At 61.6% G+C, this 16834-nt stretch carries 18 protein-coding genes; 7 read left to right on the forward strand and 11 right to left on the reverse strand.

What is annotated here, in order from left to right:
- Positions 1–8 precede the first annotated feature (8 nt).
- The 7 genes from rsd to F8N66_RS26495 all read right to left on the reverse strand — a co-directional run bounded on the left by rsd (position 9) and on the right by F8N66_RS26495 (position 6471).
- Complete coding sequence (gene rsd / locus F8N66_RS26465; protein ID WP_150772954.1) at positions 9–467, reverse strand: sigma D regulator; 459 nt, start codon at positions 465–467, stop codon at positions 9–11.
- Between the two features lie 177 nt (positions 468–644).
- Positions 645–1196, reverse strand: coding sequence for a disulfide bond formation protein B (locus F8N66_RS26470; protein WP_150772955.1), 552 nt, complete (start codon positions 1194–1196; stop codon positions 645–647).
- A gap of 275 nt (positions 1197–1471) precedes the next feature.
- The gene (locus F8N66_RS26475) at positions 1472–2710 is read right to left on the reverse strand and encodes a heme biosynthesis protein HemY (RefSeq protein ID WP_150772956.1); all 1239 of its coding nucleotides are present in this window, start codon (positions 2708–2710) and stop codon (positions 1472–1474) included.
- Positions 2707–3864, reverse strand: a complete 1158-nt coding sequence (locus F8N66_RS26480) for a uroporphyrinogen-III C-methyltransferase (protein WP_150772957.1) — start codon at positions 3862–3864, stop codon at positions 2707–2709. Before F8N66_RS26480 ends, F8N66_RS26475 begins: the two co-directional genes overlap by 4 nt.
- 16 nt (positions 3865–3880) lie before the next feature.
- On the reverse strand, positions 3881–4648 hold the full coding sequence (locus F8N66_RS26485) for a uroporphyrinogen-III synthase (protein ID WP_150772958.1): 768 nt from the start codon (positions 4646–4648) through the stop codon (positions 3881–3883).
- On the reverse strand, positions 4645–5586 hold the full coding sequence (hemC, locus tag F8N66_RS26490; RefSeq protein WP_150772959.1) for a hydroxymethylbilane synthase: 942 nt from the start codon (positions 5584–5586) through the stop codon (positions 4645–4647). The genes F8N66_RS26485 and hemC overlap by 4 nt, the downstream gene beginning before the upstream one ends.
- 138 nt (positions 5587–5724) lie before the next feature.
- Positions 5725–6471: a LytR/AlgR family response regulator transcription factor gene (locus tag F8N66_RS26495; protein WP_150772960.1), complete on the reverse strand. Its 747-nt coding sequence runs from the start codon at positions 6469–6471 to the stop codon at positions 5725–5727.
- Between the two features lie 454 nt (positions 6472–6925).
- Between F8N66_RS26495 and argH the strand changes: the two genes are divergently transcribed.
- The gene (gene argH, locus F8N66_RS26500) at positions 6926–8320 is read left to right on the forward strand and encodes an argininosuccinate lyase (RefSeq protein ID WP_150772961.1); all 1395 of its coding nucleotides are present in this window, start codon (positions 6926–6928) and stop codon (positions 8318–8320) included.
- A gap of 111 nt (positions 8321–8431) precedes the next feature.
- Here argH and F8N66_RS26505 read toward each other — a convergent pair whose 3' ends face one another.
- Positions 8432–9091 carry a glutathione S-transferase family protein gene (locus F8N66_RS26505; protein ID WP_150772962.1) on the reverse strand — a complete coding sequence of 220 codons (660 nt, stop codon included), beginning with the start codon at positions 9089–9091 and terminating at the stop codon, positions 8432–8434.
- A 125-nt stretch (positions 9092–9216) separates the two neighbouring features.
- Here F8N66_RS26505 and F8N66_RS26510 point away from each other — a divergent pair, with 125 nt between their 5' ends.
- From F8N66_RS26510 to F8N66_RS26520, 3 genes are all read left to right on the forward strand, one after another.
- Positions 9217–9513: a hypothetical protein gene (locus F8N66_RS26510; protein WP_150772963.1), complete on the forward strand. Its 297-nt coding sequence runs from the start codon at positions 9217–9219 to the stop codon at positions 9511–9513.
- 246 nt (positions 9514–9759) lie between these two features.
- A complete protein-coding gene (locus F8N66_RS26515) occupies positions 9760–10005 on the forward strand; it encodes a TIGR02647 family protein (RefSeq protein WP_150772964.1) in 246 nt (81 codons plus the stop codon).
- A 191-nt stretch (positions 10006–10196) separates the two neighbouring features.
- On the forward strand, positions 10197–13040 hold the full coding sequence (locus F8N66_RS26520) for a class I adenylate cyclase (protein WP_150772965.1): 2844 nt from the start codon (positions 10197–10199) through the stop codon (positions 13038–13040).
- 7 nt (positions 13041–13047) lie between these two features.
- Here the strand turns inward: F8N66_RS26520 and rnk are convergent, their stop codons facing one another.
- The 3 genes from rnk to cyaY all read right to left on the reverse strand — a co-directional run bounded on the left by rnk (position 13048) and on the right by cyaY (position 14237).
- Positions 13048–13458 carry a nucleoside diphosphate kinase regulator gene (gene rnk, locus F8N66_RS26525; RefSeq protein ID WP_150772966.1) on the reverse strand — a complete coding sequence of 137 codons (411 nt, stop codon included), beginning with the start codon at positions 13456–13458 and terminating at the stop codon, positions 13048–13050.
- Between the two features lie 214 nt (positions 13459–13672).
- Positions 13673–13900: a DUF1289 domain-containing protein gene (locus F8N66_RS26530; protein WP_150772967.1), complete on the reverse strand. Its 228-nt coding sequence runs from the start codon at positions 13898–13900 to the stop codon at positions 13673–13675.
- Positions 13901–13904: 4 nt separating this feature from the next.
- On the reverse strand, positions 13905–14237 hold the full coding sequence (gene cyaY, locus F8N66_RS26535; RefSeq protein ID WP_150772968.1) for an iron donor protein CyaY: 333 nt from the start codon (positions 14235–14237) through the stop codon (positions 13905–13907).
- Positions 14238–14565: 328 nt separating this feature from the next.
- On the opposite strand from cyaY, the gene lptM reads away from it, so the two are divergent.
- From lptM to dapF, 3 genes are read left to right on the forward strand one after another with little or no spacing between them, the layout of a single operon-like run.
- On the forward strand, positions 14566–14742 hold the full coding sequence (lptM, locus tag F8N66_RS26545) for an LPS translocon maturation chaperone LptM (RefSeq protein WP_150772969.1): 177 nt from the start codon (positions 14566–14568) through the stop codon (positions 14740–14742).
- Between the two features lie 9 nt (positions 14743–14751).
- Positions 14752–15999 (forward strand): diaminopimelate decarboxylase, encoded by a 1248-nt coding sequence (gene lysA, locus F8N66_RS26550; RefSeq protein WP_150772970.1) that lies wholly within the window; start codon positions 14752–14754, stop codon positions 15997–15999.
- Positions 16000–16003: 4 nt separating this feature from the next.
- Complete coding sequence (gene dapF / locus F8N66_RS26555; protein ID WP_150772971.1) at positions 16004–16834, forward strand: diaminopimelate epimerase; 831 nt, start codon at positions 16004–16006, stop codon at positions 16832–16834.

A 16834-nucleotide genomic window follows, 5' to 3' on the forward strand; every position in this document is an offset into this window, starting at 1 on the left:
GAGAACGATCAGGCCTGAACCGAATCTTCTTCCTTGTGAGCGGTGTGCAGCACTTCGATCAGGCAGTCTTCCAGTTCGAAGCGTTCGTGCAGCAGGCCACCCAATGTCTTGAACTCCTCGGCAACACACTTCCCGGCATCACACAGGTCGTTGAACGCGAGGAGTTTTTCAGTGATGACGTCGATGCGTGGGTAGAGGGTCTCGGCGAGTTCCAGGCCACGCTTGTCGTTGAAGGCCTTGGCCTCCCCCGTCAGCTGCTCGTAGATCTCGAAATGACCGGCGGATACGTAATCGACCAGCACACCGCAGAACTCCTGCAAGGGCTTGCGGTTTTCACCCAGAGCCTCAGGCTTCGCGCCGAGTGCGTCATAGGCCCCGATCAGTTCTCGACGCTCCTGCAACCAGCGATCGATCAGCAGATGTACTCCACCCCAACGTTCCTGAGCATTCTGACAACTTTCGAGCATGGCGGTCTCTCTTCCCTTGTGGGTCATGCTGCTCTACACCCGTCGCACCCTTGAAGACCAAGAATCGATCAGGCAGAGCGTCATCGAGCAACATAAATCCAATGACACGTGCGGGCCAGATTATGCCCGCGCGACTGTGGCTTCAAGGTACGCAGGCGATAAAGTTCATACAAGTGTTTAATCGCCCGCCAAAGCCCGGTGCGACGACTCGCCGCCGAGCGGTCGTCGTACAGCGCTCCAGACAAGACGCAACAGCTGGCAAATACACAGAATCATCATCGCGACGAAGTACAGCAAGCTCCACTCGGGAAGGCTCAAATCGAACAGCGTCCAGGAGATCTGAGCGCAGTCGAGGGAGCCGTTGAACATCTGCTGCAGCACACTGAACCACGGCGCGCTGGCGAACAGATCCGCAAGACCGGGCGCACAGGTCGCCAGGTGATGTACCGGATCACTTTGCAGCAGTACCTGCCGCCATGCCGTGACCGTACCTGCCAGGCTGCACAGAAGGCCGAGCAGCCAATACAGGAAAGAACCGGATCGACCGGGTCCCTGCACCGCCGCCATCAGGCAGACACCGGTCAGCAGCGCCAGGCAAACCCGCTGCAGCAGACACAAGCCACATGGTGTGAGGCCAACGGAGTACTCCAGATAGTAGGACCCGCCCAGGACCAGGGCGCCCACAACGAAAACCGTGAAAAACAAGGAACGCGAGCAGTCCGAAGACATGGCTTTTCCGTAACAGTTATGACCGACGGCTACGGTAGAGGAAAGCGCTCCGGCGTTTCAAGGCAGGCCGGCAGGGACACTTCAACAGGGATGTAGGGAATTCCCGACAATGAACAGAGGATTTGGTGTTGTCCTTTGTAGGATTCGGCTGAAGACGATGCAGGTCGAAAAAAAACAAGGCGGATTCCGCTGATCTGCATCGCCATTTCAGACAGCGGCTTGTAGCAGCTGGCACAGCCTGCGTTCGGCTGCGCCAGTGGACGGGTACGCAATCATCACGCGTGAGCCGGCACCGGCAAGGGCGCTGCCAGCAAGCGCTCATCCAGCATGCCCAGACCTTCCTGGAACAGCTGATTGCTACGCTCGGTGTCACCCATTTGCGCCAGCAGCCGCGCCAGTTCGGCACAGGCTTCCGGGTTGCGCTGGACGCGCAAACTGCTTTCCAGATAGTCCCGGGCCTTGCCCCAGAGACTGCTTTGCAGGCACAGCCGCCCCAGGGTCAACAACAGGCTCGGGTCGGCCGGATGATCCTTGAGCCAACCTTCGGCGAGTTGCAGCTGACGAGCCGGATCACTGCCGCGAACCAACCCGTAGAGACGTGCCAGGTGAGAGTCATAACTGCGCTTGAGGGCAGTGCGCAATACCTCTTCAGCCTCCGCCTGCGCCCCCAGTTGCCGCAGCTGATCGGCATAGGCCAGCACCAGTTGCGGTTCCTGGCGCTGGGCCGACGTCAGCTGCTGCCAGGCGCGATTGAGCGATTGCAGGCCGACGGTCCCGTCCTCTTCCTGCTGTGCCGCCAGGGAAAGATTCTTGCCCCAGGCACGACGTTCCAGCTCGGCCAGTTCAGCCGCCGGCAAGACTTTGTCCTTGCGCAGTTCCGGCAGCAGGCGAATGATCGCCGACCAGTCGCCCCGCTGCTGGTGCAAACGCTGCAGCTGGCGCAGGGTCTGTGCGTTATGCGGGTGACGCTCGTGCATCGCTTGCAGCGTCGCCAGGGCGCCGTCGGTATCGCCACGGTCGGTCTGCAATTGCGCGTGGTTCAAGGCAATCGCCAACTCGGCCTGAGGCTGGCGCTCCAGCGCACGCTCCAGCAGGTTGTCGCTCTCTTCGTAATGCCCCTGCTCGTTCGCGGCGCGGGCAGCACCGAGGTAATAGAGCAATGGTTGGCGCTCGGCTTCCGCAGCCCGATGCAGATGACGCTGCGCACTGGCCCAACGCCCCTCGGCCAGGTCCAGCTGGCCATGCTCGATCGCCACCTGTACCCGGCGACTGCGATTGCGGCGCGACCAGGGATTGACCACGCCACCGGAAGTGGTCACCAGTTCGATCAGTGCCTTGATGCCCCAGAACACCAGCCAGAGCACCGCCACCAGGGCCAGGGTCGCCCACAGGCTCGACTCGTACCGGAAGCTTTTGTACGCGATCAGCACGTAGCCGGAATGTTCGGCAATCGCCAGTCCCAGCGCAGCCGCAGCGGCGATGACCAGAAACACGATCACATACAGGCGCTTCATGGGGTGGCCTCCTGCGCGGTATTAGCGGCAGGCTTGGCCAGTGGCTTGATCGAATCCTCGGCGTTGACATTGCGCCGCTCCAGATACCCCTGGACCGCGCTCAGCGTGCCGGTCAGGTCCGGGGTGACCACGGTGACCGGCTGCTTGCTCAGTTCGGCGACCTGCTCAAGCATCACCTTGCTTTGCAGGTTGTCCGGGTTGAAGTTGCCTTTGAGCACGTCACGCGCCTCGTCCAGGGCCTGGCTGTAAACCGCGGCCTGGCCATTGAGCGCGGCCCATTGCGCCTGCTCCAGCGCCAGACTCAAAGCCAGGCGCACCTGACTCAAGCTCTGACCGGCGAGCAACGGGCGGACATTTTTATCGGCGTTGAAATCGATGCGGATGTAGCGCGAGATCTGATCCCACCACTGCGCCCAGCGACTGGCACCGTCGCCGTCGGCGGTCAGGCCCAGCAGGGATTCGCCACGGTCCTTGTACTCGGGCGCCAGCTCGGTGAGGCCGGTGACCTGTTCGCGCAGCGCGCCCAGGCGCAGGAACAGCCCGGTGCGATCCGGCTGCTCGGTGCTGCGCAACGCCGCCAGGGTTTTGGCCACCTGTTCGCGGGCGGCAAAGGCGCCCGGATCATTTTGTTCGCGCAGGATTTCGTCGGCGCCCTGCACCAGGGCCTGGGCGCTGCTGATGTCCTGCAAGGCGGACAGTCGCAGGCTGGCCAGGCGCAGCAAGTGCTCGGCCTCGGCCAGTCGCCAGTCCTTTCGGCTGGCGCCGAGGACGGTTTCCAGGCGTTGATTGAGCCGCTGCTGATCGCCCTGAAGCTGAATCACCAGGCGACTGCGTTCTTCCAGCACGTCGGCGCCGGGCAACTGTTCCAGGCGTGCGCTCAGGCGTTGCTCATTGAGCTTGAGGCTTTGCGCCTCGTCGCTCAGCGACTGAACCTGGCTCACCTGCTGTTGGTGGGTCGCTTGCAGGTGCCGCACCTGCCAGACGCCCCAACCGCCCACCGCAATACCGGCAGCGCCCAGCAGCAGCGCGACGATTGCCAGCCCATTGCCTCGTTGCTGCGTTGCAGCTGGTGGCGGTGCTTGATCAACAAGTGCATCGACCGGCGCATCAAGCACGGGTCGCACGTCATCTTTTGGCAAGGCTGTTTCGCTCACGTATCCATCCTTTGCATTAGAGAACGGGCACGGGATGCTCCCGTAACGCCGTCAGCAAAGCCGCGGCACTCGCGCCACGACAATCCACAACTGTCAGGGCGCCGGCAGCACGTGCCAGCTCGGCGACCCTGGGGCTTGGTACAAACAACGGCAACCGCGCCAATTGCGGCCAGGCATCGCCAGCCAATTGATGCAGGTGCTCGAAACCCTGTCCACTGCTGACCACCAGTGCATTCAGGCGTTCCGCTTCGATCCGTCCTGGCAGTGCTGCCGGCGCGTATGACGGCAGCTCGCGGCGATACAGTTCCAGATACTCGACACTAGCACCTCGCTCGCGCAAACGCTCAGCCAGCAGCTCGCGCCCGCCCTCCCCACGCAGGATCAGAACCTGCGGATCAGGCCGGGCGATGGCCTGGCGTAAATTCGCCAGCTCAAGCAAGGCTTCGCTGTCATCGCCCTCCTCCGGGAAGCTCACGTCCAGGCCGTGTTCCTCCAGGATTTGCGCCGTTGCCGCACCGACGCTGAACCACTTCACCTGCGGAGTGTGCGAACAAAACCGCTCAAGCAGTTCGACACCGATTCGCGCGGCGGGCTTGCTCACCACGATCACTGCGCAGTAGCGATCCACTTTGCGGATCACGTCGCGCATTGTGGCAGAGGCGGGGATCGGCACGATGTCCAAAAGCGGCAGGCTGCTGCTGAAAATCCCCTGCTCCGCCAGCAGACTGCCCAGCGCCGCCGACTCATCCGCCGGACGCGTCAGCAGCAGACGCCAGCCTGTCACTCGTGACCTGCCTCGCCGTAGACCGCTTTCAAGATTTCGGCGGCACCCTGGCTCAAAAGGTCTTCGGCCACTCGCACCCCCAGGGCTTCGGCGTCACCACGCGGCGCACGCGCCTGGGCACTGAGCAGCAGGCCACCGCCCGGATCACCCACCAGGCCGCGCAACCAGACCTGTTCGCCCTCAAGCACGGCGTAGCAGGCGATGGGAACCTGGCAGCCACCATTGAGGTGTTTGTTCAGGGCTCGTTCGGCCGTCACGCGCGTGGCGGTGTCCTGGTGATGCAACGGCGCCAGCAGTGCATGAATTTCGCTGTCGGCACTGCGGCATTCGATCCCCACCGCGCCCTGGCCACCGGCCGGCAGGCTGTCGTCGACACTGATGGCCGAGGTGATGCGATCTTCAAAGCCCAGCCGGATCAAACCGGCGGACGCGAGGATGATGGCGTCGTATTCGCCGGCATCGAGCTTGGCCAGGCGAGTGTTGACGTTGCCGCGCAGGAAGCGGATTTCCAGGTCCGGGCGACGGGTCAGCAACTGGGCCTGGCGACGCAGGCTCGACGTGCCGACAATGCTGCCGGGCGGCAACGCTTCCAGGCTGGCATAGGTATTGGAGACGAAGGCATCGCGCGGGTCTTCGCGCTCGCAGATGCAGAACAGGCCAAGGCCTTCGGGGAAGTCCATCGGCACGTCTTTCATGGAATGCACGGCGATGTCGGCTTCGTTTTCCAGCAGCGCGGTTTCCAGTTCCTTGACGAACAAGCCCTTGCCGCCGATTTTCGACAATGGCGAGTCGAGCAGCTTGTCGCCGCGACTGACCATCGGGACCAGCGTCACGAGCAGGCCGGGATGGGCCTCTTCCAGACGGGCTTTGACGTATTCGGCCTGCCACAGGGCGAGAGCACTTTTGCGGGTGGCGATGCGGATTTGGCGAGAGGACATGGATCAATCCGTACTGAATAGATACGGCGGATGATAACAGCTCAGCCAAATCCACTTTGACTTGTATCAGAAACTACTCGGCCTCCCTGGCCCCGGATCTCCGGCAATCGGGTGTGAAAATCGCCTGCGACCAGCGATTTAAAGCTGCTGCATCATTTTCCGTACGCCGGCCACATGACGCCGGCTGACGATCAATGCGTCGCCGTTGAGGCCTTTGAGGAATAGCTGGAAATGCCCCAGGGGCGTTCGCTGCAAGCGTTCGATGCGCTCTCGGGCGACCAGTGCGTTGCGGTGGATGCGCACGAAACGGTCACCAAATTCGTCTTCAAGGGCTTTGAGCGGCTCATCGAGCAGCACTTCGCCGGCTTCGTGGCGCAAGGTCACGTATTTGTGGTCGGCGATAAAGTAGACCACCTGATCCAGTGGAATCAGTTCGATCCCTTTACGGGTGCGTGCGCTGATATGGCTGCGGGGGCCGCTGCCACTTTCGGCGGCCGGACGCGTCAGGGCCGCGAGTTGAACACGGTTGGGGCGCTCGGCTTTTTTTAACGCGTCATGTAAATGTTCAGTTCTCACCGGTTTCACCAGATAGCCTACGGCGCTGGCCTGCAAGGCTTCCACGGCAAATTCATCGGGTCCTGTGCAAAACACCACGGCGGGCGGGGTTTCGCGCTCGCACAATCGCGCGGCCACTTGCAGGCCATCGAGGCCTGGCATGCGGATATCGAGCAACACGATATCCGGCTTGTGGCTGTCGATCAGTGCCAACGCTTCTTCGCCGTTCGTGGCGCTGGGCTCCAGGACACTGTATCCCTCGAGTTCGCCAACCATTCGGCTCAGGCGCTCGCGGGCAAGGGGGTCGTCATCAACGATCAGGACATTCATATTGCGCTGGATTCCTGCGTGAGTCTCGCACAAGGATAGCGTAGACAGGTGAAGTGACGTCCGTCACCGCGATCCACGCTAAGACTAGCGCGAGCGTCAAAAAGTGCCGCTCGTCCGACGGCTAAATTTTCATACGCCGGGTAATTGGCGGCCCAGGCCCGCTTTGGCGACACATCGCCACAGGGTTTGCTGATACGCAATATGGACACCCCTCTTCTTATAGTCCGCTTGCGCACCGAGAAGTGCGCCGATCCTTCTGTCCAACTGTAGACGGTTGCCGGGACGATATTGCTCAATTGGAAAATATCGTTGTGCAAATACGCCCGGACTTGCGCCGGGCCTGCGCCCGCGCCCGGAAAAACCAGTCGACCAGTGTCAGCGACAGGGTTGGCAACCCTGTTATTATCCGCCGCAGTTTCAACGCCATCTTTTTTCAGCCGATACGAGCGAATTCATGAGCACTGACAAGACCAATCAGTCCTGGGGCGGCCGCTTCAGTGAACCCGTCGACGCCTTCGTCGCCCGCTTCACCGCCTCCGTCACCTTCGACCAGCGCCTGTATCGCCACGACATCATGGGTTCGATCGCCCACGCCACCATGCTGGCCAAGGTCGGTGTGCTGACCGATGCCGAGCGCGACAGCATCATCGATGGCCTGAAGACCATCCAGGGTGAAATCGAAGCTGGCCAGTTCGACTGGCGCGTCGACCTCGAAGACGTGCACATGAACATCGAGGCGCGCCTGACCGACCGGATCGGCGTGACCGGTAAAAAGCTGCACACCGGCCGCAGCCGTAACGACCAGGTCGCCACCGACATCCGCCTGTGGCTGCGCGACGAAATCGACCTGATCCTGGGCGAAATCACCCGCCTGCAAAAAGGCTTGCTGGAACAGGCCGAGCGCGAAGCGGGCAGCATCATGCCGGGCTTCACCCACCTGCAAACCGCGCAGCCGGTGACCTTCGGGCACCACATGCTGGCCTGGTTCGAAATGCTCAGCCGCGACTACGAGCGCCTCGTCGACTGCCGCAAGCGCACCAACCGCATGCCACTGGGCAGCGCCGCGCTGGCCGGCACCACCTACCCGATCGACCGCGAATACACCGCCCGGCTGCTGGGCTTCGACGCGGTCGGCGGCAACTCGCTGGACAACGTGTCCGATCGCGACTTCGCCATCGAATTCTGCTCCGCCGCGAGCATTGCGATGATGCACCTGTCGCGGTTCTCCGAGGAGCTGGTGTTGTGGACCAGCGCGCAATTCCAGTTCATCGATCTGCCGGACCGTTTCTGCACCGGCAGCTCGATCATGCCGCAAAAGAAAAACCCGGACGTGCCGGAGCTGGTGCGTGGCAAATCCGGTCGTGTATTCGGCGCGTTGATGGGCCTGCTGACCCTGATGAAAGGCCAGCCCCTGGCCTACAACAAGGACAACCAGGAAGACAAGGAGCCGCTGTTCGACGCCGCCGATACCCTGCGCGATTCGCTGCGCGCCTTTGCCGACATGATCCCGGCGATCAAGCCCAAGCACGCCATGATGCGCGAAGCGGCCCTGCGCGGTTTCTCCACCGCCACCGACCTGGCCGACTACCTGGTGCGCCGTGGCCTGCCGTTCCGTGATTGCCACGAGATCGTTGGCCATGCCGTGAAATACGGTGTGGAAAGCGGCAAGGACCTGGCGGAAATGAGCCTGGAAGAACTGCGCAAGTTCAGCGACCAGATCGATCAGGACGTGTTTGCCGTATTGACCCTGGAAGGTTCGGTCAACGCCCGTGACCACATTGGCGGGACGGCGCCAGCGCAGGTGAAGGCTGCTGTAGCCCGCGGCCAGGCCCTGCTCGCCAGCCGCTAAATCGCCAAAAGCTTCGCGAGCAAGCCTGCTCCCACATTGGATGGTGTTCACACATCAAACCATGTGGGAGCGGGCTTGTTCGCGAAAGCACTCCCAAGATCGCTACAAAACCTACTTCTTGGACGCGACCATGGCCATGAACGCCGGCATCGCCGCTTCCTTGTCCGCCGCGACCCGCTGAACGTTCGGATTCTGCTCCAGTCGCGCCAGCAACGCCTTGGCCGCCGGCATTTCAGCCAACAGGTCGATATCAAACAGCTTTTTCGCCACCCCACAGGCCAACGGCACGCTGTACAGGAAGTACAGATCCGCCACGCTCAGACTGTCGCCGGCCACGTAAGGGCTGAATTTGCCGTGCCGTGCCAACGAGGCAAAACCCAGCAGCAACTCGGCCTTGGTCTTTTCCTTGATCGCATCCGGTAGCGTCATGCCGAAAAACGCTTCGGGATAACAGGCACGGGCCGGCAGTTCGATGTACAACTCGATTTCCTTGGCCAGGGCCAGCACCTGTGCCCGCTCAAAAGGATCGCCCGGCAGCAGCGGCGTGCCCTTCTGGCTTTGCTCGATGTATTCGAGAATCACACTGGTTTCATTGATGAAACCCTGCTCGACACCCAAGACCGGCACCTTGCCGCGCGGGCTGATGGCCAACGCTTCGGCGCTCTGGCCGGCGTAAAACGGTACTTCCTCAAACGGCAGTCCCTTTTCCAGCAGCGCCAGCTTGACCATGTTGTAGTAGTTGCTGACGGAAAATCCATAAAGCTTGAGCATCACATAGCCTCCAGGCCGTGCAGGGGTTGGCAGTGCCCTGTTATAGAACGCCATCGGTATTCTCGCCAGCAGCATCACGGCCTTGAATGCAGGTAAACTGGCCGTCTTTCCTAGAGGAGCCTGCCATGAGCGAGCCAACCCCCGGCACCAACCAAGATGATCTCGATGACGAAGAATTCGCCGAGAACACGCTGATCGAAGCCATCGAGAACCAGATCGAAAGCGACAACCCGCCAGCGGCCAAGGCGACCTTCAACAAGCTGACCTTGGTAGGCTACGAGCGGGAGGAAATCCTCAACCTGATGGCCCACGTTCTCGCGGTAGAAATCGACGCGATCCTCGAAGAAGACCGCGCGTTCAACACCGAATGGTACGAAGCCGCCTTGCGTGCACTGCCCGAACTGCCACCAGAAAAGAAATAAGCCACACCCCCACCCCATGTAGGAGCGAGCATGCTCGCGAAAAACCAGAGATCACCACCGGCCTCTGTTTTTACGCGCAATCGTTCACGACCATCGCGAGCAGAGCTCGCCCCTACAGAAAACCACCCGGAATCCGGGGAATGCATCGCCCGGCGAAAAAAGGCTGTCGCGAGCACTGGACATGCCGCACCAGCGGGTTCACCTTAGGGGCGCTGTCGTCCAATTCCTAGAAAGTCTGGAGTCCTTATGTCGCTTACCCCTGAGCTGGTTGCCGAACTGGAAATCCTCGCACTCTTCAACCTGGACAGTTCCCAGGAAGGCCTGAAAATTCATCAGACCGCTGCCCCGAAAGCCATTGCCGCCGCCCAACGCCTGTACGAAAAAGAACTGATTGACCAGCCTGATGGTGGTTATCTGACCAGCCTGGGTCGTGATGCCGCGCAAAATGTACAAACCGTGCTCACTATTCTGAAAGCCGAAGAAACAGCCTGAATTCCAGCGCATCGCCCACGGAAACCCCGGCACGGGATTTCCGCGGGCACTCTCTGCGGCCTGGCGTCGCCATGTGATCTAAATCTGACGCCAGAAAAACAAAATCAGCTTAAGTATCCCAGGTACGAGACGCTAAACTTCCCTCACCTGAGAGTCCCTGTGTCCGAGCCTGCGAGCCGGTTAGAGCTGACATGACCCGCACCCACGAAATTCGCCCCGATCTGGACGAGGGAATCGATCGCAAGGTTCTCAGCCAGCTGCGCGCACGTTTTCTGAAGCTCAACGAAGGCCGCATGGCGCGCGCCATGGAGGGTTTGTCGACCCGCCAGCAAGGGGTGCTCAACCTCCTGCCGCTGTTTTTCCACGTCAATCACCCGCTGTTGCCGGGTTACGTATCGGGCAGCACGCCGGCCGGGGTGTCGAACTTCGAGCCGGACGCCAACGTCCTCGCCGAAGCCCAGCGCCTGACCCGCTCGTTTTCCTACAAGCCACGCCACGGCAGCAACCCGCCACGCCCGATCCATGGCCTGTTCCTGATGGGCAGCCTCGGCACCCTGGCCCAGGCCGACCAGAGCGATATGGACGTGTGGGTGTGTCACGCAGGCGACTTGAGTGAGCAGGAGCTCACCGAACTACGCAAGAAGTGCCATTTGCTGGAATCCTGGGCCGCCAGCCAGGGCGCGGAAGCCCACTTCTTCCTGATCGACACCGCGCGCTTCGTTCTGGGGGAGCGCGACAATCAGCTCAGTTCCGAAAATTGCGGCACGACCCAGCACTATCTGTTGCTGGACGAGTTCTACCGCACCGCAATCTGGCTGGCCGGGCGCACGCCCATCTGGTGGCTGGTGCCGGTCTATGAAGAAGCCAATTACGACCGCTACACCCACACGCTGATTTCCAAGCGCTTCATCCGCGCCGACGAAGCGCTCGACCTGGGGCATCTGGCATTCATTCCGCCCGGGGAGTTTATCGGCGCCGGGCTCTGGCAGTTATTCAAAGGCATCGAGTCACCTTACAAATCGGTGCTCAAGCTGTTGTTGACCGAGGTGTATGCCAGCGAACATCCCAAGGTCCAGTGCCTGAGCCTGCGCTTCAAGCAAGCGGTGTTCGCCAACCGGCTCGACCTCGATGAGCTGGACCCCTACATCGTGGTTTACCGGCGCATCGAGGAATACCTGATTGCCCGCAACGAACCGGAACGCCTGGAACTGGTACGGCGCGCGCTGTACCTGAAGGTCAATCGCAAACTCACCGGCCACAGCCGCAGCCAAAGCTGGCAGCGCTCGCTGCTTGAGCGCCTGGCCCACGAATGGCACTGGGATCATCGCCAACTGGCCCTGCTCGACAGCCGCAGCCAGTGGAAAGTCCGCCAGGTCAGCTCCGAACGCCGGGCCCTGGTCAACGAGCTGAATTACAGCTATCGCTTCCTGACCCAGTTTGCCCGCCACGAACAAACCGTCAGCCTGATCAACAAACGCGACCTCAGCATATTGGGCCGACGCCTGTACGCCGCCTTCGAGCGCAAGGCGGACAAGGTCGAGTTCATTAACCCGGGCATCGCCCCGGACCTGGCCGAAGACACCCTGACGCTGGTGCACGCGGCGAACAAGCAAGAAGCGGGGCCGTCACAGTGGGGCCTTTACAACGGCAGCCTGACCGCCCTTGAGTGGGAGCATTTCGCGCCCATCAAACGCAGCCGCCAATTACTTGAATTGCTTACCTGGTGCCACCGCAACGGCGTGATCGACAGCAGCACCCGCCTGGCCCTGCACCCAGGCAGCAGCGACCTGAGCGAATTCGAACTGTTCAACCTGCTCGGCAGCCTGCAACAGAGTATTGCCCTGCCTCTGCCAACCGTCGCCGAAGAACCCCTCTTGCGGCCCAGTGTGCCCAGCGAAGTGCTGATCCTGGTCAACATCGGCGTGGATCCGCTCAAGCACCACCGTGACCTGAACATCCTGATGACCACCGAGCGCACCGACTCCCTGAGTTACGCCGGTGTCAGGGAAAACCTGGTACTGACCCTGGACCAGGTCACGCTCAACAGCTGGAACGAAGTGCTGGTCAATCGCTTCGACGGCCCCCATGCCCTGCTCGACTGCCTGCGCGATTACCTCGGCAACCTGCCGGATGGTCCGCGGCAACCCCGGTTGCGCGTGCGTTGCTTCTGCCACAACCGTGCGCAGTTCATCGCCCAGCGTGTCGAAGACATCCTCGACACGGCGCAAAACCTGCTGCTGAGCAAACTCAATCACCGCTACCTGATTCAGGTCCAGCAGTACTACCACGTGCTGGAACTGGTGCCCGGCCAGGTCAAGCATGTCGCCCTGGCGACCTTGCCGGCGCTGGTCGACTACCTCAGCGAGGAGCGGGCGAGCTACAGCCCGCTGCACCTGGATCCGATGGCGCTGGAAGACCACGACCTCGCGCTGCTGTTGCCCATGGGCCAGCCGGAGTGCATTCAAGTGTTCTACCGGATCAACGAAGACCAGGCCGATCTGTACGTACTCGACGAGTTCAACGCCTTGTGGCGGCAGCATTTGCCGTGGCATGACGAGCAAAGCCTGCTGATGCCGCTGCAACGCTTCCTGCAATCGATCCAGTATCGGCGCGATGCCTTGCTGCCAATGGATGTGGCTCAGCCGCGGAGCCTGGACATCCTGTATTACCAGCTCCTGCCTTCCGGGACGGGCCGGGCACGCCGGGTCGACACCCGCCCGGCGCCGCAAACCCTGGGTAACAAACCCTTCTACGACGTACAGGCGATCGTCGGCAAGGCCGCACCAGGCAAGGTGCAGGTGACGCTGTATTGCAATCAGCGGGAGTTTTCTGAGCTGGAGCATGGCGACCAACTGTTCAGTGTGGTCGCCCGGGAAATCGTCGAACAACGCCGCGAGACCCAACGCTACCGCTGCTACATCACCGACCTGGACCTTTCTGGCCTGCTCGGTGATGGTCAGGGCTCAAGCAATTTGTATCTGCGCTACAAGGCCGACCTGGAGCGCGCATTGAACGAGGCGCTCGAGCAGGTCTGAGCGGTCGTCACTCGGGGAAGTCGCCGCCGTGGGCTGGCTGCGATTCGACTTCAAGAAGCGTCAGTTTCAAGGTCTTGCCGCCGGGTGCCGGCCAGTCGATGTGCTGACCCACCTTCAGGCCAAGCAATGCACTGCCCACCGGCGCCAGGACGGAAATCCTGCCTTCGTCGGCATTGGCGTCCTTCGGATAAACCAGCGTCAGGTGATAGTCCTTGCCACTGCTCTCTTCTCGGCAGTGAACGCGCGAATTCATAGTCACGACATCGGCGGGCACTTCATCGTGACCGACCAGCGTATCGGCGCGGTCCAGCTCGGTTTGCAGCGCGATAACGCCCGGCAGCGTTTCGTCCAGGCTGTCGATCAGACGCTCCAGACGCTGAACGTCCAGACGGGTAAGGGTGATGGAAGGTGCGGTCATGATCAGGGCAGACTCCTTTCTTCTGCACGAAAAAAGCAAAACCCCGCCAGAAAAAGGCGGGGTTTTCACAAGCCTCGATGGGTTGAGGCGTATCCGGACACTATCACAGCTCAAAAAATATACAAGCCGCCGCCAAGCGGCGTAGGAGCTGCCGCAGGCTGCGATCTTTTGATCTTGTTCTTACAAATCAAAAGATCGCAGCCTGCGGCAGCTCCTACAGTGGATTTGCGTTGTCCTTGCGATTTGAGGCCTGCGCGCAAATCACTCGCCGGCGCTCATCATCGGCCGAGCGCCATTCGCGGATGTCTTCGACATGCCGGAAACAACCGAGGCAGACTTTCTGTTCATCCAGCCGGCAGACACCGCTGCACGGTGAGGGCACCGCCGGGCTGACATTGCTGTAGAGCGGCTTGGGCGGGCGGACAGGCGCAGTCTGGGTCACGGCGTTACAGGCCTTCGAAATCGAGTTCGACGCCGGCCTGCTGCTGGACGATGCGCTCAAGCATTTCGCCCAGCTGCTCTTCGCTCTTGTCGCACATCCAGCGCTCGCTTTCTTCGTCGTAATCGAAGTGGAAACCACCGGACACGGCGGCCAGCCACAGCTGCCGCAATGGCTCCTGGCGACTGAAGATCAATTGAGTGCCGTTTTCGAACTTGACGGTCAGCACACCGGCCGAGCTCTCCAGATCGATATCCAGGTCGCTGTCGTCAAAGATGTCTTCCAGGGTTTGCTGGGTGGCATCGACCAGATCGTGGAAACGGGCTTCGGACAAACTCATTACGGCAACCTCAAAAAGTGTCTGATCAGGTTCAAGCGCCGCAAGATACGGGCGAGCCTCGGTGATTGCAAAGGATAACGACCAAGCGCCGATATCGGTACTCCAAACACAGTACCTGTGGGAGCGGGCTCGCTCGCGAAGGCGGCGTGTCAGGCAGCATCAATACCGACTGAGCCACCGCATTCGCGAGCAAGCCCGCTCCCACAGTGAATTGCGCAAGGCTGCCGCATCGCGCGAAGGCCCGCCGGACGGGAGCCCCATCACATAGGCAAGCTGCCGGGTGGCCGGTATACTCCGGCGCAATTAATGCATTTTCAAGGATTTCGCCATGAAGCGCCTGATCTCTTCCCTTGCTGCGATCGTCGCGGTTGCCTGCCTGGTGTCGGCCTGTGGTCAAAAAGGCCCGCTGTACCTGCCCGATCCCGACCAGGACCCTGCCGAGCAGGCCCAGTCCTCGCAAAAGCAGCCTGCCTCCAAGGCGCACAAGCACGACGTCTACCAATAAGGGAACATCATGGACGCTTTTAACTACCGTGACGGTGAACTGTTCGCGGAAGGTGTTGCCCTGTCTGCCATCGCCGAACGCTTTGGCACACCCACCTACGTTTATTCCCGTGCCCACATCGAAGCCCAATACCTGGCTTACGCCGATGCGCTGGCCGGCACACCGCACCTGGTCTGCTTCGCGGTCAAGGCCAACGCCAACCTGGGCGTGCTGAATGTCCTGGCCCGCCTGGGTGCCGGTTTCGACATCGTCTCCCGTGGCGAGCTGGAACGCGTCCTGGCCGCTGGCGGCAGCGCCGACAAGATCGTGTTCTCCGGCGTCGGCAAGACCCGTGACGACATGCGTCGCGCCCTGGAAGTCGGCGTGCATTGCTTCAACGTCGAATCCACCGACGAGCTGGAGCGCCTGCAAGTGGTGGCCGCCGAGCTGGGCGTTCGCGCGCCGATCTCGCTGCGTGTGAACCCGGACGTCGATGCCGGCACACACCCGTACATTTCCACCGGTCTCAAAGAGAACAAGTTCGGCATCGCCATCGCCGACGCCGAAGATGTGTACGTGCGCGCGGCACAGCTGCCGAACCTGGAAGTGGTCGGCGTCGACTGCCATATCGGTTCGCAACTAACCACCCTGCCACCGTTCATCGACGCCCTCGACCGCCTGCTGGGCCTGGTCGACCGCCTCGGCGACTGCGGCATCTACCTGCGCCACATCGATCTCGGTGGGGGCCTGGGCGTGCGTTATCGCGATGAAGAGCCGCCATTGGCTGCCGACTACATCAAGGCCGTGCGCGAGCGTCTCGACGGTCGCGACCTGGCACTGGTGTTCGAACCAGGCCGCTTCATCGTCGCCAACGCCGGCGTGTTGCTGACCCAGGTCGAGTACCTCAAGCACACCGAACACAAAGACTTCGCCATCGTCGATGCCGCCATGAACGACCTGATCCGCCCGGCGCTGTATCAAGCCTGGATGGACGTCACCGCCGTGCGCCCGCGCAACACCGCCGCGCGCGCCTACGACATCGTCGGCCCGATCTGCGAGACCGGCGACTTCCTGGCCAAGGAACGTGAGCTGGCCCTGGAAGAAGGCGACCTGCTGGCCGTGCATTCGGCCGGCGCCTATGGGTTTGTCATGAGTTCCAACTACAACACCCGTGGCCGTGCCGCTGAAGTGTTGGTGGACGGTGATCAGGCATTTGAAGTGCGTCGCCGTGAGACGGTAGCCGAGTTGTTCGCTGGCGAAAGCCTGCTGCCGGAGTAAAACCATGCTGCTGCGTTTTACCAAAATGCACGGCCTGGGCAATGACTTCATGGTCCTCGACCTGGTCAGCCAGCACGCGCATATTCTGCCCAAGCACGCCAAGCTGTGGGGCGACCGGCACACCGGCATCGGTTTCGACCAGTTGCTGATCGTCGAGGCGCCGAGCAACCCGGACGTGGATTTCCGCTACCGGATCTTCAATTCCGACGGCTCGGAGGTGGAACAGTGCGGCAACGGTGCGCGCTGTTTCGCCCGCTTCGTGCTCGACAAGCGCCTGACCGCAAAGCGGCTGATCCGCGTCGAAACCAAAAGCGGCATCATCGAACTGGATGTGCGCAGCGACGGGCAGATCGGCGTGAACATGGGCGCTCCGCGCCTGGTGCCGGCCGACATTCCGTTCCAGGCGCCCGAGCAGGCGCTGAGCTATCAGGTCGACGTCGACGGCACGCCGGTGGAATTGGCGGCGGTCTCCATGGGCAATCCCCATGCGGTACTGCGGGTCAGCGATATCAACAATGCACCGGTGCATGAGCTGGGACCGAAAATCGAACATCACCCGCGCTTCCCGGCGCGGGTCAACGTCGGTTTTCTCCAGGTCATCGACCGTAACCGCGCGCAGTTGCGCGTCTGGGAGCGCGGCGCCGGGGAAACCCAGGCCTGCGGTACCGGCGCCTGTGCCGCCGCAGTGGCCGCGATCAGCCAGGGGTGGATGGATTCGCCGCTATTGATCGACCTGCCTGGCGGGCGTCTGTCCATTGAATGGGCAGGCCCGGGCCAACCGGTCTTGATGACGGGTCCGGCAGTGCGCGTATATGAAGGACAAGTGCGTCTTTGA

The organism is Pseudomonas fluorescens, assembly GCF_902498195.1.
In the GTDB taxonomy this organism is placed as follows: domain Bacteria; phylum Pseudomonadota; class Gammaproteobacteria; order Pseudomonadales; family Pseudomonadaceae; genus Aquipseudomonas; species Aquipseudomonas fluorescens_BU.